The sequence below is a fragment of the Carnobacterium inhibens subsp. inhibens DSM 13024 genome (assembly GCF_000746825.1).
Taxonomy (GTDB): domain Bacteria; phylum Bacillota; class Bacilli; order Lactobacillales; family Carnobacteriaceae; genus Carnobacterium_B; species Carnobacterium_B inhibens.
The window spans coordinates 1353761-1377197 of the sequence record NZ_JQIV01000006.1 but is presented as its reverse complement, the minus strand read 5'-3'; the positions used below and the strand labels follow the sequence as shown (position 1 = coordinate 1377197).

Annotated in this window: 22 protein-coding genes; 19 read left to right on the top strand and 3 right to left on the bottom strand. The window is 33.5% G+C overall.

Annotation, left to right across the window (positions count from 1 at the left end; translation table 11 throughout):
* Positions 1-24 precede the first annotated feature (24 nt).
* The 9 genes from BR65_RS07700 (at position 25) to araA (ending at position 11123) form a co-directional block, all read left to right on the top strand.
* Positions 25-909 (top strand): SDR family oxidoreductase, encoded by an 885-nt coding sequence (locus BR65_RS07700; protein ID WP_034537689.1) that lies wholly within the window; start codon positions 25-27, stop codon positions 907-909.
* 561 nt (positions 910-1470) lie between these two features.
* Positions 1471-2553 carry a multiple monosaccharide ABC transporter substrate-binding protein gene (gene chvE / locus BR65_RS07695; RefSeq protein ID WP_211251502.1) on the top strand — a complete coding sequence of 361 codons (1083 nt, stop codon included), beginning with the start codon at positions 1471-1473 and terminating at the stop codon, positions 2551-2553.
* A gap of 94 nt (positions 2554-2647) precedes the next feature.
* Complete coding sequence (gene mmsA, locus BR65_RS07690) at positions 2648-4156, top strand: multiple monosaccharide ABC transporter ATP-binding protein (protein WP_425304618.1); 1509 nt, start codon at positions 2648-2650, stop codon at positions 4154-4156.
* Positions 4157-5374, top strand: a complete 1218-nt coding sequence (mmsB, locus tag BR65_RS07685) for a multiple monosaccharide ABC transporter permease (protein ID WP_034537683.1) — start codon at positions 4157-4159, stop codon at positions 5372-5374.
* A 28-nt stretch (positions 5375-5402) separates the two neighbouring features.
* Entirely contained in the window at positions 5403-5717 is a 315-nt protein-coding gene (locus tag BR65_RS07680) for a PTS sugar transporter subunit IIB (RefSeq protein ID WP_034537681.1), read from the top strand.
* A gap of 341 nt (positions 5718-6058) precedes the next feature.
* Positions 6059-7144, top strand: coding sequence for a GntR family transcriptional regulator (locus tag BR65_RS07675; protein ID WP_034537680.1), 1086 nt, complete (start codon positions 6059-6061; stop codon positions 7142-7144).
* 170 nt (positions 7145-7314) lie between these two features.
* Positions 7315-8922 (top strand): xylulokinase, encoded by a 1608-nt coding sequence (locus BR65_RS07670; RefSeq protein WP_034537678.1) that lies wholly within the window; start codon positions 7315-7317, stop codon positions 8920-8922.
* Positions 8923-8982: 60 nt separating this feature from the next.
* Entirely contained in the window at positions 8983-9684 is a 702-nt protein-coding gene (locus BR65_RS07665; protein WP_034537677.1) for an L-ribulose-5-phosphate 4-epimerase, read from the top strand.
* A 14-nt stretch (positions 9685-9698) separates the two neighbouring features.
* Positions 9699-11123: an L-arabinose isomerase gene (araA, locus tag BR65_RS07660; RefSeq protein WP_034537675.1), complete on the top strand. Its 1425-nt coding sequence runs from the start codon at positions 9699-9701 to the stop codon at positions 11121-11123.
* Positions 11124-11506: 383 nt separating this feature from the next.
* On the opposite strand, the gene BR65_RS07655 is transcribed toward araA, so the two are convergent.
* Positions 11507-12352 carry a hypothetical protein gene (locus BR65_RS07655; protein ID WP_034537674.1) on the bottom strand — a complete coding sequence of 282 codons (846 nt, stop codon included), beginning with the start codon at positions 12350-12352 and terminating at the stop codon, positions 11507-11509.
* Between the two features lie 187 nt (positions 12353-12539).
* Between BR65_RS07655 and BR65_RS07650 the strand changes: the two genes are divergently transcribed.
* The 4 genes from BR65_RS07650 (at position 12540) to BR65_RS13825 (ending at position 14785) form a co-directional block, all read left to right on the top strand.
* Positions 12540-12944 (top strand): cytidine deaminase, encoded by a 405-nt coding sequence (locus tag BR65_RS07650; RefSeq protein WP_034537673.1) that lies wholly within the window; start codon positions 12540-12542, stop codon positions 12942-12944.
* A gap of 48 nt (positions 12945-12992) precedes the next feature.
* Positions 12993-13562 carry a class I SAM-dependent methyltransferase gene (locus tag BR65_RS07645; RefSeq protein WP_034537672.1) on the top strand — a complete coding sequence of 190 codons (570 nt, stop codon included), beginning with the start codon at positions 12993-12995 and terminating at the stop codon, positions 13560-13562.
* A gap of 385 nt (positions 13563-13947) precedes the next feature.
* A complete protein-coding gene (locus BR65_RS07635; RefSeq protein ID WP_051932700.1) occupies positions 13948-14427 on the top strand; it encodes a GNAT family N-acetyltransferase in 480 nt (159 codons plus the stop codon).
* A 187-nt stretch (positions 14428-14614) separates the two neighbouring features.
* On the top strand, positions 14615-14785 hold the full coding sequence (locus BR65_RS13825; RefSeq protein WP_156098858.1) for a hypothetical protein: 171 nt from the start codon (positions 14615-14617) through the stop codon (positions 14783-14785).
* Positions 14786-15233: 448 nt separating this feature from the next.
* On the opposite strand, the gene BR65_RS07630 is transcribed toward BR65_RS13825, so the two are convergent.
* Together BR65_RS07630 and BR65_RS07620 are read right to left on the bottom strand one after the other, a co-directional pair.
* Positions 15234-15785 carry a GNAT family N-acetyltransferase gene (locus BR65_RS07630; protein WP_034537667.1) on the bottom strand — a complete coding sequence of 184 codons (552 nt, stop codon included), beginning with the start codon at positions 15783-15785 and terminating at the stop codon, positions 15234-15236.
* Positions 15786-16255: 470 nt separating this feature from the next.
* Positions 16256-16627 (bottom strand): iron chaperone, encoded by a 372-nt coding sequence (locus BR65_RS07620; RefSeq protein WP_034537664.1) that lies wholly within the window; start codon positions 16625-16627, stop codon positions 16256-16258.
* Positions 16628-16879: 252 nt separating this feature from the next.
* Between BR65_RS07620 and BR65_RS07615 the strand changes: the two genes are divergently transcribed.
* From BR65_RS07615 to BR65_RS07590, 6 genes are all read left to right on the top strand, one after another.
* Entirely contained in the window at positions 16880-17356 is a 477-nt protein-coding gene (locus BR65_RS07615) for a DUF2975 domain-containing protein (RefSeq protein WP_034537663.1), read from the top strand.
* 15 nt (positions 17357-17371) lie between these two features.
* Entirely contained in the window at positions 17372-17587 is a 216-nt protein-coding gene (locus BR65_RS07610; protein ID WP_023179262.1) for a helix-turn-helix domain-containing protein, read from the top strand.
* A 122-nt stretch (positions 17588-17709) separates the two neighbouring features.
* A complete protein-coding gene (locus tag BR65_RS07605) occupies positions 17710-19458 on the top strand; it encodes a sensor histidine kinase (protein ID WP_029276686.1) in 1749 nt (582 codons plus the stop codon).
* 2 nt (positions 19459-19460) lie between these two features.
* The gene (locus BR65_RS07600; protein ID WP_007721936.1) at positions 19461-20189 is read left to right on the top strand and encodes a LytTR family transcriptional regulator DNA-binding domain-containing protein; all 729 of its coding nucleotides are present in this window, start codon (positions 19461-19463) and stop codon (positions 20187-20189) included.
* A 168-nt stretch (positions 20190-20357) separates the two neighbouring features.
* The gene (locus BR65_RS07595) at positions 20358-21836 is read left to right on the top strand and encodes a carbon starvation CstA family protein (protein ID WP_034537660.1); all 1479 of its coding nucleotides are present in this window, start codon (positions 20358-20360) and stop codon (positions 21834-21836) included.
* A gap of 393 nt (positions 21837-22229) precedes the next feature.
* Complete coding sequence (locus BR65_RS07590) at positions 22230-23390, top strand: ROK family transcriptional regulator (RefSeq protein WP_034537658.1); 1161 nt, start codon at positions 22230-22232, stop codon at positions 23388-23390.
* Positions 23391-23437: the final 47 nt, after the last annotated feature.

Below are 23437 nucleotides of genomic sequence, written 5' to 3'. Positions count from 1 at the left end.
TAAATCCTTTAGGAGGAATAGTATATGGTACAAGAAACGTATTTGATTACAGGTGCAGGTACAGGATTTGGAAAAGGTATTGCTTTAGGTCTGGCGGAACAAGGAAAAAAAGTTATCGCAGGGGTCGAAACAATGTCAGAAGTGTCTGCTCTTGTAAAAGAAGCAAAAGAAAAAGAAATTGAGATACAAGTTGAGAAATTGGACGTAACTGATCCAGCAGATAGAGAAAGAGCATGGACATGGGATGTTGATGTATTATTGAATAACGCCGGAATTTCAGAAGGTGGATCTTTGGTAGATATACCAGAAGAACGATTACGTAATCAATTTGAAGTAAATGTATTCGGACCAATCTTATTAACTCAAAAAATAGCCAAAGCAATGGTTAAGAAACAAAGAGGGAAAATCGTGTTTATGTCTTCTGTTTCTGGTCTGATGGCAGATCCATTATCAGGACCTTATGGTGGATCAAAATTTACATTGGAAGCATTTGCCGAGTCTTTAAGCAAAGAACTTCAGGAATTCAATGTACAAGTGTCAACCATTAATCCCGGACCTTACTTGACGGGCTTCAATGACCGCGAGTTTGAAGCTTGGAGAACTTGGAGAGATAATCCAGAAGAACGCATTTTCGACTATACACAGCTGGCGTTCCCTTATGAACAATTTGATCCTGAAGAGCTCATCAAAGAGGCTATTAAAGTAATGACTGGCGAAACGAACGACTATCGTAATGTTATTCCTAAAGCAATGGGATCAATGATTAAAAAGAGACAAAAGGAATTGTGGGATAAAAAGACCGATGAAAATCTTGGAGAAAGACATGAAATGGTTCAAAAATCAATTGATATTGAACCAGCTACAACTCCTACAAAAGGCATCGTGAATAAAATAAAAGATAAACTATAAAAACAAAAAAAGAATTGCCTCTGTGAGGCAGTTCTTTTTTTGCATATATTTTTACTGATTATATTATTTTTTACGAATTCGTGAAAAAGTGTAGCTTAAATATAAAATAGAAACAAAATATTACATTGGGTATAAAAAAGATTTGGAAATAAATCTTTTATAAATATTTCATAGAAATTTAGTATCTAGTATAATGCTATTCCTTATTTTATTAGAAAGATTCTTTTATATTGATATTGTTGATTAAGTCCATACCAAATTAATCGGGTAAATTATACGTACAAAACAATAAAAAATGTTTACATGTACGTATAAGTGAGTTATACTATTTTTATGAAAGCGCTATTAAAATAAAAATAAGGAGAATTAAGATGATATGATAAGCACTAAATGTTGACTTGTTATACTTTTTAATCATTTATACTATAAAAATTATATCTAAATTAAGAAAGGTGGTAAGTAAATAAATTCTGATTTTAGAAAAGAATTAACTTAGTCCTAGTTTAAATTTAGTAATAAATAGTAAATAAAAAAAATAGTAAGGAGAAATTAAAAATGACTATAAAAAATTTCAAAAAATTGGTTCTAACTTTCGTCGGATTAATGTCAGTTGTACTATTAGCAGCATGCGGAGGCTCTGAAGCAGAGGAATCAAAAGCGTATATAGGTATTTCCATGCCTACACAGTCAGCAGAACGATGGATCGATGATGGAAATAACATGGTTACAGAATTAGAAGAATTAGGGTACAAAACTGACTTACAATATGCGGAAGACGTTGTAGGTAATCAGGTATCTCAAATTGAAAATATGATTACAAAAGGCGTAGATGTTCTTGTAATCGCTTCCGTGGATGGATCAGCTTTAACTGATGTATTGCAAAAAGCCAAAGATGAAGGAATTGAAGTTGTTGCGTATGATAGATTGCTTATGAATAGTGAAAATGTAGATTACTATGCAACATTTGATAATTTTGGCGTTGGAGTTTTAGGTGCATCTTATATTGAAGATGCTTTAGGGTTAAAAGATGGAGAAGGTCCTTTTAACATTGAATTATTTGGGGGCTCACCAGATGACAATAATGCTGTTATTAACTTTGATGGAGTTATGTCTGTATTTAAACCATACCTTGATAATGGACAATTAGTTGTTCCTAGTGGACAAACTGAATTTAATCAAATTGCGACGTTGCGTTGGGATGGAGCAACTGCACAATCGCGTATGGATAATCTTTTAAGTGCTAATTACACTGAAGAAACGATAGACGCTGTTTTATCTCCATACGATCCAATTAGTTTAGGAATTATTTCTTCACTAAAAGGAGTAGGTTATGGTACAGATAGCAAACCACTACCCGTTATTACAGGACAAGATGCTAACTTACCAGCAATTAAATCTATGGTAGCCGGTGAACAAACACAAACAATTTTTAAAGACACTAGAGAATTAGCTTCAGTAACAATCGATATGATTGAAGCCATTGTGAATGATGAAGAAGTAGAAGTTAATGATACAGAAACATATGATAATGGTGTGAAAGTCGTTCCTACTTTTACTGTAGAACCAGTTTCAGTAGATGTTAATAATTATAAAGAAGCTTTAATTGATAGCGAATATTATACAGAAGAAGAAATTGGTAAATAATAACTAACATATTATTCTGGATCTTAACTAAATTTCTATGAATAAGATCCAGAATAAGATTAGGAGTGATCATGTGTCTGATATTGTATTAGAAATGAGAAACATAACAAAAGATTTTTCAGGAGTAAAAGCGTTAGACAATGTTAATCTTAAAGTTAAAAAAGGAGAAATTCATGCTTTATGTGGAGAAAATGGAGCAGGGAAATCAACACTTATGAAGGTTCTTAGTGGTGTGTATCCCTTTGGAGATTACTCGGGAGATATTATTTATAATGGTGAAATTAATCAGTTTAAATCAATATCTGACAGTGAACAAAAAGGGATTGTTATCATTCATCAAGAATTAGCACTTATTCCATATTTGTCAGTAAAAGAAAATATCTTTTTAGGTAATGAACAATCAAAGAGAGGAATTATTGATTGGAATTTAACTGAAAAGAAAGCATCGAATTTATTGAACATAGTTGGTTTATCTATTTCCCCAAATGCTTTAGTTACTCAATTAGGAGTTGGACAGCAACAGCTAGTCGAAATAGCTAAGGCTTTTTCTAAGAATGTTCAATTACTAATATTAGATGAGCCAACTGCGGCTCTAAACGAAGATGATAGTGAAAATCTTTTAGAGCTCCTCAAAGAATTTAAAAAACAGGGAATAACGTCAATTATCATCTCTCATAAATTGAATGAAATAACAGCTATTGCAGATAATGTAACAATTATTCGAGATGGAAAAGCAATTGAAACATTGTCAAATGACCAAATTGAAGAAAATCGTATTATTAAGGGAATGGTTGGGAGAGACTTGACCAACAGGTATCCTGATAGAAAACCTAAAATAGGAGAAAAAATATTTGAAGTAAAGAATTGGAATGTCTATCATCCTCTCGATACAACAAGAAAAGTGAACGATAATATTAATTTTCACATTAATGCCGGTGAAATAGTAGGTATAGCTGGACTAATGGGAGCAGGCAGAACTGAATTCGCTATGAGTGTGTTTGGAAAGTCTTATGGATCTAATATTAGTGGGGAAATTATAAAGAACGATAAAGAAATTAAAGTGAATAATGTGTCAGATGCTATTAAAAACCGTATTGCTTATCTTTCAGAAGATAGAAAAAATTATGGATTGAACTTATTACAAGATATTAAAGAAAATATCACGATAGCAAGTTTATCTAAAATTTCAAGCAGTGGTGTTATAGATAAAGAAAAAGAAATTATTGAAGCAGAGAAGTATCGAGATAATATGCGAATAAAAACAAAGGATGTTTATCAAAATGTAGGAAGTTTAAGTGGAGGAAATCAACAAAAGGTTGTCTTAGGTAAGTGGTTGATGTCTGAACCAGATGTCCTTTTTCTTGATGAACCTACTCGTGGTATTGACGTAGGAGCAAAATTTGAAATCTATTCTATTATTGAACAAATGGCAAGTGCAGGAAAAGCTATTTGTATAATTTCATCAGAATTACCTGAAATATTAGGTATGTGTGACAGAATTTATACAATGAATGCAGGCCGTTTTACGGGTAATATCCCTAAAGAAGGAGCTACACAAGAAGATTTGATGAAATTGATGACTGCTGAGGAGGCAATGATTTAAATGGAACAGATAAATAGAAAAAAAATACTGCCAAAAGAAAATAATAATGAGAAAAAAACAACTAAAGATCTAGCATTGGATATCCTTAGTAAATATAGTATGATTTTTATTTTAATAGCTATTTTAATAGCTTTTCAAATCTTAACAGATGGAATCCTCTGGAAACCTTTAAATATTACCAACTTGATTTTACAAAATAGTCATGTATTGGTTTTGGCTATAGGTATGTTATTGGTCATCTTATTAGGAGATGTTGATTTATCAGTAGGATCAGTAGTGGCTTTTGTAGGTGCTGCTTCTGCTGTTATGATGATTCAATGGCAATGGAATCCAATGGTTGCTATTGTAGCTTCATTACTAATTGGTGGATTAATTGGAGCTTGGAATGGTTTTTGGGTTTCATATATAGGTATTCCTGCATTTATTGTTACGTTAGCAGGGCTACTCTCTTTTAGAGGGTTAACTCAGGTCATTCTTGGCGGTACAACTCTTGCACCTTTTCCAACATTTTTTACTAAATTAAGTTCAGGATACATACCTGATTTTATTAGTAATGGTGAATTGCATATAACTTCAATCTTAATAGGATTAATTTTATCATTGCTTTCAGTGTGGAACATGTGGAAAGCACGTAAAAGAAAAAAAGATAATTTATTTGAAGTTGAATCATCAGCATGGTTTATCATTAAAGTAGGTATTATGTTTGCTTCAATCATGTTGTTAACTTTTGTATTAGCTTCTTATCAAGGTTATCCAGTTATCTTAATTCTGTTAGCTGTCTTAATTATGATTTATGGATTTGTAACAACAAAATCAACCCTTGGAAGACAGATATATGCAATAGGTGGAAATCGAAAAGCCGCTGAATTGTCAGGTGTTAAAACAAAGAAACTTACTTTTTGGATTTTTGTAAATATGGGCGTTTTGTCTGCTTTGGCTGGATTGATAGTAGCTTCTAGATTGAATGCAGCTACTCCTAATGCTGGTAACGGATTTGAATTAGATGCGATTGCCGCAGTATATATAGGTGGAGCATCAGCTTCAGGCGGTATTGGTACAATTCTTGGAGCTGTTATAGGTGGATTGATAATGGGTATTTTGAATAATGGAATGTCTATTATGGGAGTCGGAATTGATTGGCAACAAGCTATAAAAGGTTTAATATTACTACTTGCTGTTGCTTTTGATGTCTATAGCAGAAAAAGAAAAGCAACATAAAACATAAAATTTTAGGAGTTGGTAACTTTTGAAGAGTAAAACAATCCTTCTTGTATGTACAGCAGGCATTACTACAGGATTACTTGTAAAAAATATTCAAAAGCTTATAGAAGATGAACAAAAAGACTATCATATCTATTCAGCACCTGCGATTATTGTAGAGAGTATTATAAGAGATCAAAAAATTGATGCGTTATTAATGGGTCCTCAATCTCAATATGAGATATCGAGATTAGAAGAATTACTTAATTATAAAAAGGTACCTTATAGACTAATTGATAATGAAGATTATGAGATATTGAATGCTCAAGCTATCTACAATAAGTTGAAGACCATGTTATAATTAAGAAGAAAAAAATAAAAAATGAATATAGACAGACGCGTTGATAATAGTTAAAAGAACATTTCTAATTGACTAAAGCAGTTATGACAACAGTTAAAAAGTTGACATAACTGCTTTTTTTATATTTTAATCTTTATTTTAAAAGGATAAAATACTAACTATAAAAGTTGCAAAAATCATTTAATATAACGATAATGTAATTCAACTTTAAAAAATATTTAGGTGTGTGTATATAATTATATTAAGTTATGGATTGAATGAAATAAACTTGTAGATCATTGCAACTACATATGACTTGCTGTAAAATATATGTACGTACAAGTTTAGAGAGGAGCGAACTTATGGGAAGTGAACCAAAATATATAGTGATTAAAAATAAGTTGAAAGAGCTTATTTTAAATGGGGATTACATTATAGATAGTAAAATACCTTCAGAAGCAGAGCTGAAAGATAAATTTAACGTGAGCAGACATACTATACGGCAGTCCATTTCAGAGTTAGTAAACGATGGCTATTTAAAAAGAGAACAAGGGTCAGGAACGTATGTAAGCAATCAATACCAACTAGGTTCAAAAGATACATCACAAAAGACGATAGGTGTCATTACTACGTACTTGTCTGATTATATTTTCCCATCAATTATTAGAGGAATAGAAGATGAGTTAAGCAAAAAAGGGTACTCTTTATTATTGTCTAGTACTCAAAATAACGTAAACAATGAAAAAAAGATTCTTGAAATGATGCTTGAAAAAAATATTGATGGCCTGATTGTTGAACCTACAAAAAGTGCTGAACTAAATCCTAATTTAAACTATTATTTGCGTATGCAAGAGAGAGGAATTCCTTATGTATCTATTAATGCTTCTTATGAAGAACTGGAAGCACCAACAATAAGGATGAACGATAAGCTAGCAAGTGAAAAATTAACTTCACATTTACTAGAGCTTGGACATACTCAAATTTGCATGATAACAAAAACAGATGATTTACAAGGAAAAGAAAGAATGAAAGGATTCGTTAAAGCTTACAGTAAAGTTAATAAGACGTTTGATGGTAGTTTAATGGTTACCTTTGATACGGAGCATATAAAAGAACTACCAAAAAATATTGATCGTATCTTACAATTTGAAAATCCTCCAACTGCTTTTGTTTGTTATAACGATCAAATAGCTATCAAAGTTATTGAATGTATTTCTAAAATTGGAAAAAAAATTCCCCAAGACATTTCAATTGTCAGTCATGACAATTCTTTTATGAGTACAGCAACTGATATAAAATTAACTTCTATTAATCACCCTAAAGAACAATTAGGTAGAGATGCAGCAAATTGGATTATACAGGCAGTTGAAAAGAATTCCTTTAAACAACAATCTATTATATATGAACCAGAATTGATAATACGTTCTTCAACGATTGAAAATAAATAGATATAAGATAGGTATTCACTCTTAAAAACAAAAAACATGACTAATGTACGTACAAATTATTATTTATTTATTGACGTGTACGTACATTAAGGTTATAATTTTAATGTAGAATTGTTAGCGCTTTCTAGTAAGGAAATTGTTATAAACTAACTGAGGAGTGAATACGAAAAATGAAAAGTAGTTACGAAAAGATTAAAAAAAGTATCTTGAATAATCAAACTTCTCTTGGGATTGAGTTCGGCTCTACTAGGATTAAAGCGGTGTTGATTGATTCAACTCATCGCCCTATCGCATCAGGAAGTTATGAATGGGAAAACCGTTTGGAAGAAGGAATTTGGACATATTCACTTGAAGATGTTTGGAAGGGTTTACAAGAAAGCTATCGAGTACTGGTTGATGATGTTCAAGAACAATATGATGTAGCATTAACAACTATAGGTTCTATCGGATTTAGTGCTATGATGCATGGATACATGGCGTTTGACAGACAAGAAGAGTTGATAGTTCCTTTTCGAACTTGGCGAAATACGATGACTGAACAAGCAGAAAAAGAGTTAACTAAACATTTTAACTATCCAATTCCACAACGTTGGAGTATCGCTCATTTATATCAAGCGATATTAAATAATGAAGAACATGTAAATGAAATCGATTTCTTGACAACGCTTTCCGGATATATTCACTGGAAACTAACTGGTGAAAAAGTTCTTGGAGTTGGGGATGCTTCAGGAATGTTCCCAATTGATACGGAAACTAAAAGCTATCATCAAAAAATGATTGACCAATTTGATGACCTCATCAAAGAAAAAGAATACGATTGGAACCTCGAAGGTATCTTACCATCTATTCTAACTGCAGGTGAGAATGCAGGTGTCTTAACAGAAGAGGGAGCAAATCTATTAGATCCTTCTGGGAATTTAAAATCTGGTATTCCATTTTGTCCACCAGAAGGCGATGCCGGTACAGGAATGGTCGCAACTAATAGTGTGGCTGAACGTACGGGGAATGTTTCAGCTGGTACTTCTGCATTTGCGATGATTGTTTTAGAAAAAGAATTGAAAAATGTTCATCCTGAAATCGATTTGGTTACGACCCCTTCTGGAAGTTTAGTTGGTATGGTGCATACAAATAATTGTTCTTCAGATGTAAATGCTTGGGTGAATATTTTTGCTGAATTTGCAGTCGCAGCTGGATTACAGTTGGATAAAAGTGACTTGTTTAGTCTTTTATTTAATGAGGCATTAAAAGGTAATCCAGAAGGTGGAGGGTTATTATCATATGGGTATTATTCTGGTGAAAATATTACTCATATGAGTGAAGGCAGACCTTTGTTTGTTCGTCAACCCGGGAGTCAATTTACGCTTGCTAACTTTATGCGTGTGCATTTATTTACAGCATTTGGTGCTATGAAAATTGGAATGGATATTTTGACGAAAGAAGAACAGATTACTATCGATAAAGTTGTCGGACATGGTGGGATTTTTAAAACTAAAAAAGTAGGACAACAAATCATGGCAACAGTGATGAACGCACCTGTGACTGTTATGGAGACTGCTGGAGAAGGTGGAGCTTGGGGAATTGCTCTTCTAGCTGCTTACTTACGTGAAAAGGATACTAATGAATCTTTGGATGAATTCCTAGATACTAAAGTGTTTAAAGATGAAAAAGGGACGACCATTGCACCACTTAAAGAAGATGTGGCTGGATTTGAAGTATTTGTTGACCGTTATCAAAAAGGATTACCAATTGAACAAGCGGCAGTTGATTATCTACGATAATTAAAGAAATTATACTAAGCGATTAAATAAAGTGATGGAATAAAAAAGAGGAGGGTAAAAATGTTAGATGCATTAAAAAAAGAAGTCTATAAAGCTAACATGCTGTTACCAAAATATCAACTTATTACGTTTACGTGGGGAAATGTTAGTGGTATCGATCGTGAGAAAGGGCTCGTTGTTATTAAGCCAAGTGGAGTTGACTATGACTACTTAAAACCAGAAGACATGGTAGTAGTGGACTTGGAGGGCCAAGTGGTTGAGGGTGACTTAAATCCCTCAAGTGATACGGCTACACATATTGAACTGTATAAAGCATTTCCTAATATACAAGGTGTCGTTCATACTCACTCACCTTGGGCTGTTTCTTTTGCTCAAGCTGGTCTTTCTATACCTGCAGCGGGAACCACACAGGGAGATTACTTTTATGGAGATATTCCAGTAACTCGGGAAATGAAAGAGAGTGAAATCGTAACTGAGTATGAAAAACAAACAGGAACAGTCATTATTGAAACCTTTAATAAAAAAGGGCTTTCACCAGATGAAGTTCCTGGAGTATTGGTTAATGATCATGGACCATTTACATGGGGAACATCTGCAGAGAACGCTGTTCACAATGCGGTAGTATTGGAACAAGTAGCTGAAATGACCTATCACTCACTACAATTGAATCCATCTGATATTAGAATGGATCAAGTACTGTTAGATAAACACTTTAAAAGAAAACATGGAAAAAATGCTTATTATGGGCAAATTAAAAAATAGAGGAGCTAATTAAAATGTTGAAAACAAATGCTAAAGAATTCTGGTTCGTTGTTGGGAGTCAAAATTTATACGGAGAAGAAACATTAAACCAAGTTAAGGAACACGCTATTCAGATAGTTGATGGGCTAAATAAAAGTAAAGTATTATCTTATCCATTGGTTTTTAAAGAACTAGTAACTACTTCAGATGAAATTAAAAACGTCATGAAAGAAGTGAATTACCAAGATAGCGTTGCTGGTGTGATTACATGGATGCACACATTCTCCCCAGCAAAAATGTGGATTGCTGGTACAAAGTTATTGCAAAAACCACTACTTCATTTAGCTACACAATTTAACGAAAAAATCCCTTGGGACACAATTGATATGGATTTTATGAATTTAAACCAATCTGCTCACGGAGATCGTGAATATGGTTTTATTAATGCGCGTTTGAAAAAAAATAACAAAATTGTTGTGGGTTATTGGGGAAACAAATCTGTCCAACAAGATATTTCTTTGTGGATGGATTCAGCTATCGGATTTATTGAAAGTCAAAGTATTAAAGTAGCACGCTTTGGAGATAACATGCGACATGTTGCCGTAACAGAAGGAGATAAAGTGGAAGCAGCTATCCAGTTTGGTTGGACTGTAGACTACTATGGCATTGGTGATTTAGTAGCGGAAATGGAAAAAGTAACTAAAGAAGAAATTCAAGCTACTTATGAAGAGTGCCAAAATCTATATGAATTTGAACTAGGAAATAATGAGCCAGCTTATTATGAAGAACACGTAAAAGAACAAATTAAAATCGAGATTGGTTTACGAAGATTCCTTGAAGCAGGTGGTTATACAGCCTTTACAACTAATTTTGAAGACTTACACGGCATGAAACAACTACCAGGAATGGCGGTTCAACGCTTAAACGCTGAAGGTTATGGTTTTGCTGGAGAAGGCGACTGGAAAACAGCTGCATTAGACCGATTAATGAAAATTATGGCTAAAAATAAACAAACTGGGTTTATGGAAGATTACACGTATGATTTAACAGAAGGAAATGAAACAATCTTACAATCCCATATGTTGGAAGTGGATCCTACACTAGCGAGCAATAAACCAAAAGTAATTGTACAACCCCTTGGTATTGGCGATAAAGAAGATCCGGCTCGTTTAGTATTTGATGGTGCTGCTGGAAGTGGAGTAGTAGTTTCAATGTTAGACTTGGGAACCCATTACCGCTTATTGATAAATGCTGTAGAAGCTGAAGTACCAACTCAAGAAGCGCCTAATTTGCCAGTAGCGCGAGTGTTATGGAAGCCTAAACCAAACTTCAAAGATGGGGTAACAAAATGGATACAATCTGGTGGTGGACACCATACAGTGGTTTCGCTAGTGTTAACAGTAGAGCAAATCCAAGACTGGGCAAAATTGGTTAATTTAGAAACCATAGTAATTGATTAAAAGGAAATAAGTTTAAATAAGTATCACTATACACTTGAAATTAAATACAGATTTTAGATTTATTTATAATCTATCAAATTAGAATATAGCAAAATTGATTGATATAAGAAGGGATTTAGCCTAACTTATATCAATCAGTTTTGCTTTTTATTTTTATATTTTTTTAGTAAGGAAAGCATGTGGTCTTAGATTTCTTTAGTTTAAGGAATCAAACAAACTAAATGCAATAATAAAACCAGCTACAACTCCTACGAAAGGCATCGTGAATAAAATAAAAGATAAACTATAAGAATAAAAAAAGAATTGTCTCTGTGAGGCAATTCTTTTTTTTGTTTTTCCAAATTTAGAAGAGTTTGTGTTTGATAAAGATAAAGGTTTAAACTTTATGATTGATTCATTGAAACGGTCATTTCTAAGGCTTCTAATGGAACTCTAGTAGTTCTCAGTTGGTAAACTATGTTGCCGTCTTGCCAACGAATATCTACATTAACTTCTTCTCCGCCTTGTGGGTATTGTATATAAACGACACCTTGACCATCAGGAGCTGGAAGATAATGATCTTCTAAATAACCCACTATTTTTTTTGCAATTCCAGGGTTATCCATTTGATCTTCACTAATAGAACTGATAGAAAACAGCCAGTTTCCTTCTTCCCAGCTAAAGTATTGAGTCCCAGCAGCGCCTTCTCCATAGCCGGTAATACCATAGCCCAAATCTGAACCGCCTTCTTCATAGGGGCTTATGGATTTTCCATTTGAGAAGGTATCCATTTCTTCACTTGCCAAATCGGAATTTTCATAAATTGTTCCAGTAACTTCAGCTAATTCTCCTTGGTCATCCGTATAACTAACGGTATAGTTATCTACTTCATTTGTTATTATATCGGCTGTAACTGAAGAGGATTCAGTGGTTGGAAAAGCTGTTGGCAATAAGACATGGTCAGGATTCATTTTCAATTCAGAAGATACTCCAACGGGTTGGTGTGAAGGCTTTTCTTGGCTTTCTTCATTAACAGAAGAAGAGCTGGTTGCTTCTTCGCTACTTGAACTACTACTTGCTTCAGAAGCAGCTGAACTGCTTTCATTGCTAGTTGTGTCCATGCTTTGCGTTTCTTCTGACTCATTGTCAGATGATGACGTGTCACCTGTATCTCCATTATTTGAACATCCTACCAATACTGTACCACATAGCCCCATTATTAAAAATTGGGGAATTTTCTTTTTTTTCATAAAAAGGCCTCCTTAATAGGTTATATTAAGGATAACGCTTTCTTTTTTTGAGGTAAACTAAATAGGCTTATAAATACGACAAATCCAACGGGTAATTTCAACAAATTATATGATTATATAGATACCGTATGTTATAAATAAACTAATAAATATAACATTAGGGAGAAAAACCTTAGGGAGAAAAATAATGAATATAGAAAAAGATTTATATGAAGCAGCGGTTCAATTAATAGAAGAAAGATATCCAATAGGTTGGGGAGGTGCGGCTGCTATGTATACAAAAGACAATCAAATCTTAACTAGTGTATCTCCAGACGTTCTTAACGCCTCAACAGAATTATGTATGGAAACAGGTTCGATACTAGAAGCACATAAATTAAATGTCCCCGTAACGCATAGTATATGCATCGTTAGAGATGATGAAAAGGCTCCTTTTAAAATTTTAACACCATGCGGAACATGCCAAGAGCGCCTAGTGTATTGGGGATCAGAAGTAAAAGCTGCAGTTACTACAAAAAATAATGACTTAATATTTAAAACGTTAGAAGAATTGCAGCCTTATCATTGGTTAAACGCGTACAGTGGTAGATAAATATAATTGGGTACAGGAATAAAAGTAGAACGAGGAAGAGGTGCAATAATGGAAGGGAATTTGCTGCGTGTAGTAATTGGTGTTGGAGAATACGATAACAATCCAGAATGGATCAAATCTCAAAAAGAGGAACTTGATTTATTAGATCAACTTACGTGGGAAAAAAATTTTAAAAGAGAATCTATAGACGCAATTTTAGCAGAACATGTTTGGGAACATCTTACATGGGAAGAAGGACTAAAGGCAGCAAAAATTTGCTTCTTATATTTAAAAGCAGGTGGTTACATTCGATGTGCTGTACCAGATGGGTATTTTTTAGATAAGGATTATCAAAATATAATTAAAATTGGAGGACCAGGAGACCCGAATCATCCGGCTGCGAGTCATAAAATTGTATATAATTATCGTTCACTTACAGCTTTATTTGAGTCCAGTGGGTTCCAAGTGAACTTACTAGAATATTTTGATGAAAATGGGGAATTTCATCAAAATGAATGGAGTGGTGAACAGGGAGTGATTTTTCGGTCAAAAAAATTTGATCCACGTAATGAAGGCACTGAGCTGAAATTTCCTTCCTTAATTATAGATATACAAAAAAGTTCAAATCTTAATACGTGAGTTTACTTAAGTATAAATTCAAGGAGATAAAATTATGAAAACAGTGATAATTTCAATTACCAAAATCATTTTAATGATTATTTTTCTATATATTATTAATAATCTAGTTGGTTTCTTTTTTGGAAATCTAATACCTAATCCTGATGAAATGAGAGGCGCAGTATTTATTTATTTGTTTATATTCATATGTGAAATGATATTAGCTTATTTGAGCACATATATGGTATTTAAAATTGCTAAGATGGAAAAATGATTTTTTGTTCATGCAGCATTTTGATTCATTAGATGATAGTAGAATAGACTTTGTAGCGAAAACACTTTTGAACTGTCTTCAGTGTACGATGTAGTAGTATACTAAACAAAATTAAGTATTAAGGAGCTGTCTATGAAAATTAGAAAAGCCGGTATAGAAGATGTTGCACAACTTATAAAGGTCATAGAGAATGTAGAAGAGTCTGGAAATATGCTATTTGACCCAGGAGAACGTACTTTATCCATTGAGCATGCAATCCAAATGATTTCAAGAGTAAACGTATTAGTTGCTGTAGAAGACCAACGTTTATTAGGATACATGATGGTAAAGAAAGATAATCCTAAAAGAGTGGCTCATAAAGCTTATATTGCAATTGGCATTCATAGTGAAGTCCGTGGCCGAGGTATAGGTGCTGCGCTTTTCCATGCTCTTTTTGAGTTAGCTAAACAGCAACAGATTCATCGATTAGAGTTAACTGTTTTAACGACAAATGAAGCCGCTTTAAATCTTTATCAAAAAATGGGCTTCGAAATTGATGGGCGAAAGAAAGATTCACTTTTTATTAATGGAGAATACAAAGATGAATTTTGTCTTTCAAAATTAATAAGTTAAATAAATTAGAAAAGAAATCTTGTGCAATTTATATAGGTTATCCATAAATACATAACAAAAAAATTGACGATTATTTGTTTTATTTAAAGTATAATAAAAACAACGAATGTAATGTTTAATGAATATTATAATTTTCTATAATATAAATAAGCAGATAATTTTTATTTGTCTAATATGGAGGAATTTTATGGTTTTTTCAGATGTTCTTTTTCAACTTTATAGTGTGTTAATTATTTTATTTTGGCCGGTAGTTTTGATATTCGTTGTTTATGCAGTATTGAAATTCATGAAATTAACTAAAGAGCAAAATAAGTATTTAAGTGAGATTAGTGAAGAGCTAAAAAAACAAAATGAATAAACATCCTAATTAAAAATAATTGACTAGGATGTTACATATAGAATGGGAGAAAAACACTTAATGTTAAAATAAAATAAGTGTTTTTTCATGCTAAATAGGATAGGTCATAGAAAAGACCGTTATAACTTAACTAATACTTTTAAAAATAATTGAACGGATCAAACATTTCAAAGAAAAAGTACAAAAAAGTGTCTCTGTACGACTCTTTGAACGATAGTTTATATCTAACTGTTTTATATGTTGCAACTATTAAAGCTATTAATGTACATAACATGGAATAAAAAATAAAGAATATTAATATAATGAATAGTATTTCTTTTAGTTTATTCATTTGAATACTCCGCTCTTTCAAAGGTTAGTAGATTTAAATCATTGAAACAATTAAACAGATACCGACAAAAATAATAAATAAATAAACTACTAATACCCTCTTGAACTACTTGGATTTTTAGAGCTTAAATTCAGATTTCAAAAGGGAATATTTATTCATATCGCGTAAATCACCATACATAATGATATCTTCTTTATCTGTTCCAACTAAAGAAAATCCGCTTTTTATCGCCACTGCGTTACTGCCTATATTTTCAGTATCAGCAACAATAGTTAATTTATTTAATCCCATTTCTTCGAAAGCTATTTGGCATACTTTTTTAACACATTTAGTTGTCATTCCTTTTTTTGCTTGAGAAGAATGGATCCAATAGCCTATTTCTGCCTTTTTATTGCGAGAATCAATAAAATGTAAATCAATAGAACCAACTAATTTATCTTCATAGGAAATTAAAAATAGTCTATCCGTTCCTTTTACTTGACCTGATAATTTCATGTTTATGTACTTGATTTCATCAGTTGGTTCCTTAGTTACGTCCACAAAGTCAAGGAATTGTCTGATGTGTTCTCTATCACTATCCACCAAATCAAAAAGCGTGGATGCCATGTCTACAGTAGGTTGTACAAGGGATAATTTTGAATCTATTGGCAAATGAAAATAATGTTTCATATAAAATTCTCCTTTACTAAATAAAATTTCTGTTTAAAAAATCAAAATAGTTAAAAGCAGTGTGATGCTGTTTAGTATACATCAGTTGTTCTTTTTTTTGTAATTAACATAAGAAAACCAGTATCCTAATAAAACAAAAAATAGTAAGAATAGATTATCTATTGCAGGTGAAAATCTAAAGATAGTACTTAGAATAACTGCCAGAAAAACTAGTAATAGCGTAACTATAAGTTGTTTTCTAGTTCTCATATTCCTTCTCCTAAGCATTACTTTAGAATAATTTTTTTGAATGTGTCAAACGTTGTATAGACTGAAAAAATCAGTACCAGTATTATCGTGATCCATTCTTTAATATCAGGTATAGATAGGGTTAAATCGTGTGAAAAAACAATAAAATATAACAGAAAACTACTATCTAAAAGAATAGTACCAATTACTTGTAATCGATTATTTTTCATATTGAGAACTCCTTATTTTCGCCAAAAAGTTGAACAATCTGCTTTATCTAAAATGTTAAATTCGATTATTTTTTCAAGTAATGAGAAATCTATCGGGCTGTTCCACTGGATACGGAAAATTTCCTTAGTGGGATTATAGCCAGCTTGTACAATTTCATTAGAAAATTGACGGATTCCTGCTTTTTCAGGCGCCACAGACATATGATTTTTGGATACGCTAAAGCCAATAATAAATGTATCGTGATCGGTAAACATGGGCTGATTCCATCCAACTCTTGGTTTCAATTTTGGAAAGGTCTTTGCTACCCAAGTTAGTACTTCTCCTGTTCGTTCCCGCTGCTGTATATTATCAATGTTTGCTAAATAGTCTGAAAAGATGTCCATGTAATCCCTCCTGAAATGAAGTTAGTCGCTCTGAGAAAGTGATCGATCCTATTAGTAAATAAACTTTTTGAGTAATTCTTGTTTCAACTATATATTTTACAACCTTGTTAGTCAAATAACCTTATGGAACAAATTATTAATGTGCCTGATCTTTTGATAACAATATAAGTTTATCTTAAAGTGATATGTATTTATTGATATTCGATAAAAAACAAGCTAATATTTATATATAATAAGTGAGGAGGTTATTTTATGAAACGAGGAACAACATTATTTTTGAAGTTAGCCGTTCTTTTTATTGGTCTTCCGATTATTGCATTGTGTATTTTCGGATTGATTGGGTTAATAAGTAATCCGGCAAATCCAGATTATGACCAAGTACTCTATCCCATCATAATTGGTATGTATATATCTACTATCCCTTTTTTCATTGCTCTGTATCAGGCATTTAAATTGTTAAGCTATATTGACAAGAACCAAGCGTTCTCTGATCTATCTGTTAAAGCGCTAAAAAAAATTAAATTTTGTGCTTTGGTAATCAGTGGTTTATATGTGGTAATTCTACCATTTGTTTTTGGTTTAGCACAAATAGATGATGCCCCAGGGTTTGTCTTAGTCGGGATAGTCCCAATTTTTGCATCATTGGTTATCGCAGTCTTTGCTGCTGTTCTCCAAAGACTTTTGCAAGATGCTATTGAGATAAAAAAGGAAAATGATTTAATAGTCTAATCTGAGGTGAATAATATGGCAATTATAATCAATATTGATGTAATGTTGGCTAAACGAAAAATGAGCGTAACCGAACTTTCCCAAAAGGTTGGAATTACAATGGCTAATCTTTCGATATTGAAAAATGGAAAGGCAAAAGCGATCCGTTTTTCAACTTTAGAGGCGATTTGCAAAGCATTAGACTGTCAACCTGGAGACATTTTAGAATACAAAAATAATAATACTCAATAAAATAGATAGAAAAATGAATAAATAGAGCTCTGCGTCAATTGATGGTGGAGCTCTATTTATTTGTGTGCATAACGGGTTTTTGTAAGGTAAACTAAAGACATCAAACTTTAGGAAGTGAAAAGATGTTCAACTTATTTATTTTAATGCTTGAACGTGGCGGATTGATTATTATTTTGGCATATATTTTAATGAATATTCCTTATTTTAAAAATCTTTTAGGAAATCGAAGAAGAGCAAGTACGATGGTTCAGCTGATTGTAGTATTCGGAATATTTGCTATTATTTCTAATTTTACCGGTATAGAAATTGACGGAAATCAAATTATGATCGATCAACCATTTACTGACTTAGCCACCCATTCTTCGCTGGCTAATACACGTGTATTGACGATTGGTGTTTCAGGATTGATAGGAGGACCGATCATAGGTGTGAGTGTAGGAATCATTTCGGGAGCTATCCGCTATCTTCAAGGCGGAATGGACGCTTATATTTACGTGATTTCATCTATATTAGTTGGATTATTTTCCGGGTTATATGGGTTGAAGTCTATTCGGGAAAATACTTATCCAAAAGTTGGAGAGGGACTCGTCTTTGGTGCAGCAATGGAAGCTGTCCAAATGGTGTGTATTATTTTATTAAGTACAAACTTCCAAGAAGCTGTAAATTTAGTCAAATTTATTGGGTTGCCCATGATTTTGACGAACAGTATTGGAACAGGGATTTTCTTGTCGATCATTGACTCAACATTGCGGCAGGAAGAACAGACAAGAGCCGTCCAAACCCATGATGTTTTCCAATTGACCAATGAAACGATGCCTTATTTTCGTTCGGGCATGAATGAAGAATCCTGTACGCAAGCAGCAAAAATCATTCAGAAGCTGATCAAAGTTTCAGCTGTAAGCATCACCAACAAAGATAGCATTTTAGCACATGTTGGTGCAGCCAGTGATCATCATTTTCCGTCAAAAAAAATAGTGACCAACTTATCTAAAGAAGTTTTGCGAACGGGAGAGATCAAAGAAGCACATTCTCATGGAGAAATCGGGTGTGATCACCCTGGCTGCCCATTAGAAGCTGCAATCGTTATTCCTTTAAAGTCAAAGGAAAAAACGATTGGAACGTTAAAGTTGTATTTCACTGACGCCTCAAAGTTGACCTTTGTTGAAAGACAATTAGCGGAAGGCTTGGCTACTATATTTTCCAGTCAAATTGAACTTGGCGAAATGGAATTGCAAAGTCAACTATTGCAAGATGCAGAAATCAAATCGTTGCAAGCTCAAGTAAACCCACATTTCTTCTTTAATACCATCAATACCATTTCTGCATTGATTCGAGTGGATAGTGAGAAAGCTCGCGAAATGTTGCTGCAGTTGAGTACCTTTTTCCGATCTAATCTGCAAGGTGCCAGAACGAATGTGATTCCTTTAGAAAAAGAACTGCTTCAAGTAGAAGCTTATATGAAGTTGGAACAAGCGCGCTTTCCAGATCGCTATCAGGTCGAAATGAACATAGAAAATGGGTTGAAGAATATTTTATTGCCTCCATTTGTGATTCAAATATTGGTAGAAAATGCCTTTAAACATGCATTTAAAAACCGGAAAGTGGATAATCTAGTCCAAGTAACGGTCAATAAGATGAATCAGGACATTCTCGTAAGTGTACAAGACAATGGTTATGGGATAGAAGAGGATAGGCTTGGAAAATTAGGCAAAGAAAGTGTTACTTCTGAAAAAGGAACCGGATCAGCTTTAGAAAATTTAAATAAGCGCCTGATCAGTTTATTTGGGGATAAAGCTCAATTGAACTTTAAATCTTCAGAACAAGGAACCGTTGTTTTTTGCAAGATACCTTACCAAGGAATGGAGGGATAAAAATGTATACCTTAATAGTGGATGATGAACCATTAGCTAGGAATGAACTGGCGTATTTATTGGAACGTTGTGAAGGAATTACAGCTATCGTTGAAGCCGAATCTATTGAAGAAGCTTTGGAAAAAATGCTGCAGCATGAAATAGATTTGATTTTCTTAGATATTCATTTGACCAGTGAAAGCGGACTGACGTTAGCGAATAAAATCAACCAGTTAAAGAATCCGCCAATGATTATTTTTGCGACCGCTTATGATGAATATGCCATAAAAGCATTTGAATTAAATGCAACGGATTACGTTTTAAAACCGTTTGAATTGCCTCGAATTCAAGATGCTGTCCAAAAAGCGTACACTAGATATCAAAAAGAACGGGTACAATTGCAAGCGGAGGACAAACAAGAATACTTAAAGACGATCCCTATTCAAATGGACGAGCGTATCTACATTGTTAAAATCGAAGACATTATTGCTATCGCTGTGGAAAACGGCATTACAACTATCTATACTGATGAGAAAGAATACACTGCGACTGAACCTTTAAACGCCTATGAAGAAAAAGTGAAAGGGCATGCTTTTTTGCGAGTACACCGCTCTTATTTGCTTAACATGAAAGAGATCCTAGAAATACAGCCGTGGTTTAACCATACGTTTCTCGTTACGATGAGCAATCAAGTGAAAATCCCGGTAAGTAGACATTATATGAAACAATTTAAAGAAGAAGTAGGATTGTAATGGCTCATTGATTAAATGAATTTGAGAACTGCTGGCGGGCACTTTAGCTAGCAGTTTTGCTATGTCAGCTTGATTTGGATCCTAAACCTCATTTTTTATAGTACAGTAGGGCTATAAAAAAATTGGCAACGCCAATTTTTTGCTTAATACTATAAGGAGGTAGGAAAAATGATTACGTTGTTGGGTGGTATCGCGTTATTAATTTTAGGTTATTTTATTTATGGAAAGTATATTGAAAAGAATTTTGGTATTGATCCGGATCGTACAACGCCTGCAGAAGCATTGAGAGACGGCTACGATTTTGTCCCAATGTCTAAATCTAAAAATGCTATTATTCAATTATTAAATATTGCAGGAACAGGCCCTATTTTCGGACCAATAATGGGAGCGCTTTACGGACCAGTTGCTTACATTTGGATTATCGTAGGTTGTATTCTAGGAGGAGCAGTGCACGATTATATGCTAGGTATGATTTCTTTACGAAATGATGGTGCCCACTTGCCAGAATTAGCTAGCAAATACTTAGGGAAACCGGTAAAACATGTCGTGAACATATTTTCTATGCTACTTTTGATGTTAGTTGGTACGGTTTTCGTTACTTCACCAGCTAATTTGATTGAAAGTATTACACCTGACTGGTTAACATTAGGTGTAATAATTGGATTGATTTTTATGTATTATCTCGTTTCAACCATTTTACCAATCGATAAAGCAATGGGTGCTGTTTATCCTTATTTTGGGGCTATTTTAATTATCAGCACACTAGCTATTGGTTTGAGTTTGATTTTTGGCGGGCACACCATACCGAACTTAACACCAGGTACGATGCAAAACTTTAATCCAGAAGGTACACCTATTTTTCCTGCTCTATTCTTTACCATTTCTTGTGGAGCTTTGTCTGGTTTTCATGCTACACAAGCGCCAATGGTTTCTAGAACGTCTAAAAATGAAAAAGAAGGACGATTTACTTTTTATGGCATGATGATTGCTGAAGGTGTGATTGCAATGATTTGGGCTGCAGCTTCAATGTCTTTATTTGACGGGCAAACACTCAGCCAAATGATCAATAATGGGACTCCTTCACTTGTAGTTAACCAAGTATCTTACATGCTGTTGGGTAGTGTCTTTGGGACAGTTGCGATTATCGGCGTAATTGTTTTACCGATTTCTTCAGGACTTTCTGCTTTTAGAAGTTTACGGACGATAGCTGCAGATTATCTGCACATTAAACAAGATACACTGAAAAAAATATTGATGGTAACCATTCCTTTGTACGCAATCTCGTTAGTTTTAACGCAAGTTGATTTTAATATCTTATGGAGATATTTCAACTGGGCAAATCAAGTTACGGCAGTAATTTCTCTATTAGTCTCAACACGTTACTTGTATTTGAAAAATAAAAATTACTTTGTGACTCTTCTTCCAGGCATATTCATGCTCTATGCTTGTGTGGTTTATATATTTAGTGAACCAATTGGCTTGGGTATGGGATTGAGCACATTAACATATATCTTAAGCTCAATTTTAACACTTGGTATATTGGTCCTTTATTGGGAAACTGGTAAAAAACAAAAAAGAAACTTGGATCCATCAGACGAATTATTGAATGACCAATTGCCAATCGGTACATTTGCATCACATAGCTAATGAAAATGGTTGTATGCAAAATTACTAAATTATTATTCTGAAGTAATCGTACAAAAAAATTACTAATTTGGATCATAAAATAGGAATAGCAGACAGTACTAAATAGGATGAAAATACACACTAACAACAGTGTGTATTTTTGTTTTTTTACTGTGTACTTACTAAAGTTTACTTATAATAGCGTTTCCAGCAAAAAGTGTATTGGCACAGAATTTGCTTAATATATAATGTAGGAGTAAATAAAGTATAAGAAGATAGAAAAAGATAAAAACACTAGTATAAGCTTTTGAAAAATTGGTTAGCGTAAATTGAATATTTTTTTCTTTACTTAGTTAATTAAATTAATTAAGTAAAGAAATTTAATGAATATTGTTGTATAAAGGAGATGTAGGAATGGTTCGAGGAACCTTTCAGCTGATGAAATCCGTGAACAAATCAACGGTCTTAAATAAAATTAGGCAGTCGGGTCCTATATCCAGAGCTGAGATTGCAAAAGTCACAGGTATAACACCACCAACTGTCAGTAGTATCGTGAAAGAATTGATGGATGAAAAGTTAGTGGTAGAAAGTATTTTAGGAGAATCTCAAGGTGGAAGAAAACCGACTATGCTTTTATTGAATAGAAATGATCATTACGTGATTGGCGTAGATGCTGGATCAGATTCAATAAAAGCATGTGTGAGTGATTTAGTTGGGACGATTCTGGTGCGATCAGAATTGCCGCTTCAAGCACATACGACCATAGATAGTTTCCTAGCTGTACTGATTCAAGCTATTCAACTTGTTATAAAGGAGATGGGTGTTGAGGGAAGTAAAATATTTGGTATAGGTATTGCCATGCATGGTGTGGTGGATGTTGCTGCAGGTATTTCTTTATATTCAGCCAATTCGGGATTAAGAAATGTTCATATAAAAGAGGTATTGGAAAATACTTTTGATCTTCAAGTAATTGTTGAAAATAATTCTCGAGCAATGGCACTGGGAGAATATTGGTTTGGCGATTATGGTTTATTAAAATCTTTTGCAGTTGTAAATATTGGTCGCGGAGTTGGTTCAGGAATCATAGAGGAAGGGAAATTACGGTATGGGGCACAAGAAATTGCAGGTGAAATTGGTCATATGACGATTTCTTTAGATGGAGAAAAATGCAGTTGCGGCAATCAGGGATGCTTCGAAACATTTGTAACTGGAGACGCTATCGTTCGCAGAGCAAAAAAACAAATACCAGATGCACCAGACGATCTGACCGGAGAGAAAGTTTATGCATTCGCTTTAAAAGGTCATACAGCCTATCAAAAAGTATTAGAAGAAATTGGAGTCTTGATTGGGATTGGGATTGTTAATCTGATTCATGCTGTAAATCCAGAGAAGATTGTTCTTGGTGGTGGTGTGATGAAAAGTCATGATTTTTTGATGCCGAGTATCTTAGCTACTATTCAACAACGAGCCTTAACAGAAAAAGCAAGGAAGAATACATTAATCACATTGTCTAGGGTAGGAGATGATGCAACCGTTTTAGGAGCAGCAGCACTATTGTTGACGAAGTTATTCTAAACCAAATTAAGGATTTAATAATATAAGAATAAATTATTAAGGTAGGT

Excerpts from the sequence above, each read along its gene's own strand:
- BR65_RS07700 (WP_034537689.1), top strand. The coding sequence starts at position 25 with ATGGTACAAGAAACGTATTTGATTACAGGTGCAGGTACAGGATTTGGA.
- mmsA (WP_425304618.1), top strand. The coding sequence starts at position 2,648 with ATGAGAAACATAACAAAAGATTTTTCAGGAGTAAAAGCGTTAGACAAT.
- mmsB (WP_034537683.1), top strand. The coding sequence starts at position 4,157 with ATGGAACAGATAAATAGAAAAAAAATACTGCCAAAAGAAAATAATAAT.
- BR65_RS07675 (WP_034537680.1), top strand. The coding sequence starts at position 6,059 with ATGGGAAGTGAACCAAAATATATAGTGATTAAAAATAAGTTGAAAGAG.
- BR65_RS07670 (WP_034537678.1), top strand. The coding sequence starts at position 7,315 with ATGAAAAGTAGTTACGAAAAGATTAAAAAAAGTATCTTGAATAATCAA.
- BR65_RS07665 (WP_034537677.1), top strand. The coding sequence starts at position 8,983 with ATGTTAGATGCATTAAAAAAAGAAGTCTATAAAGCTAACATGCTGTTA.
- araA (WP_034537675.1), top strand. The coding sequence starts at position 9,699 with ATGTTGAAAACAAATGCTAAAGAATTCTGGTTCGTTGTTGGGAGTCAA.
- BR65_RS07655 (WP_034537674.1), bottom strand. The coding sequence starts at position 12,352 with ATGAAAAAAAAGAAAATTCCCCAATTTTTAATAATGGGGCTATGTGGT.
- BR65_RS07650 (WP_034537673.1), top strand. The coding sequence starts at position 12,540 with ATGAATATAGAAAAAGATTTATATGAAGCAGCGGTTCAATTAATAGAA.
- BR65_RS07645 (WP_034537672.1), top strand. The coding sequence starts at position 12,993 with ATGGAAGGGAATTTGCTGCGTGTAGTAATTGGTGTTGGAGAATACGAT.
- BR65_RS07635 (WP_051932700.1), top strand. The coding sequence starts at position 13,948 with ATGAAAATTAGAAAAGCCGGTATAGAAGATGTTGCACAACTTATAAAG.
- BR65_RS13825 (WP_156098858.1), top strand. The coding sequence starts at position 14,615 with ATGGTTTTTTCAGATGTTCTTTTTCAACTTTATAGTGTGTTAATTATT.
- BR65_RS07630 (WP_034537667.1), bottom strand. The coding sequence starts at position 15,785 with ATGAAACATTATTTTCATTTGCCAATAGATTCAAAATTATCCCTTGTA.
- BR65_RS07620 (WP_034537664.1), bottom strand. The coding sequence starts at position 16,627 with ATGGACATCTTTTCAGACTATTTAGCAAACATTGATAATATACAGCAG.
- BR65_RS07615 (WP_034537663.1), top strand. The coding sequence starts at position 16,880 with ATGAAACGAGGAACAACATTATTTTTGAAGTTAGCCGTTCTTTTTATT.
- BR65_RS07610 (WP_023179262.1), top strand. The coding sequence starts at position 17,372 with ATGGCAATTATAATCAATATTGATGTAATGTTGGCTAAACGAAAAATG.
- BR65_RS07605 (WP_029276686.1), top strand. The coding sequence starts at position 17,710 with ATGTTCAACTTATTTATTTTAATGCTTGAACGTGGCGGATTGATTATT.
- BR65_RS07600 (WP_007721936.1), top strand. The coding sequence starts at position 19,461 with ATGTATACCTTAATAGTGGATGATGAACCATTAGCTAGGAATGAACTG.
- BR65_RS07595 (WP_034537660.1), top strand. The coding sequence starts at position 20,358 with ATGATTACGTTGTTGGGTGGTATCGCGTTATTAATTTTAGGTTATTTT.
- BR65_RS07590 (WP_034537658.1), top strand. The coding sequence starts at position 22,230 with ATGGTTCGAGGAACCTTTCAGCTGATGAAATCCGTGAACAAATCAACG.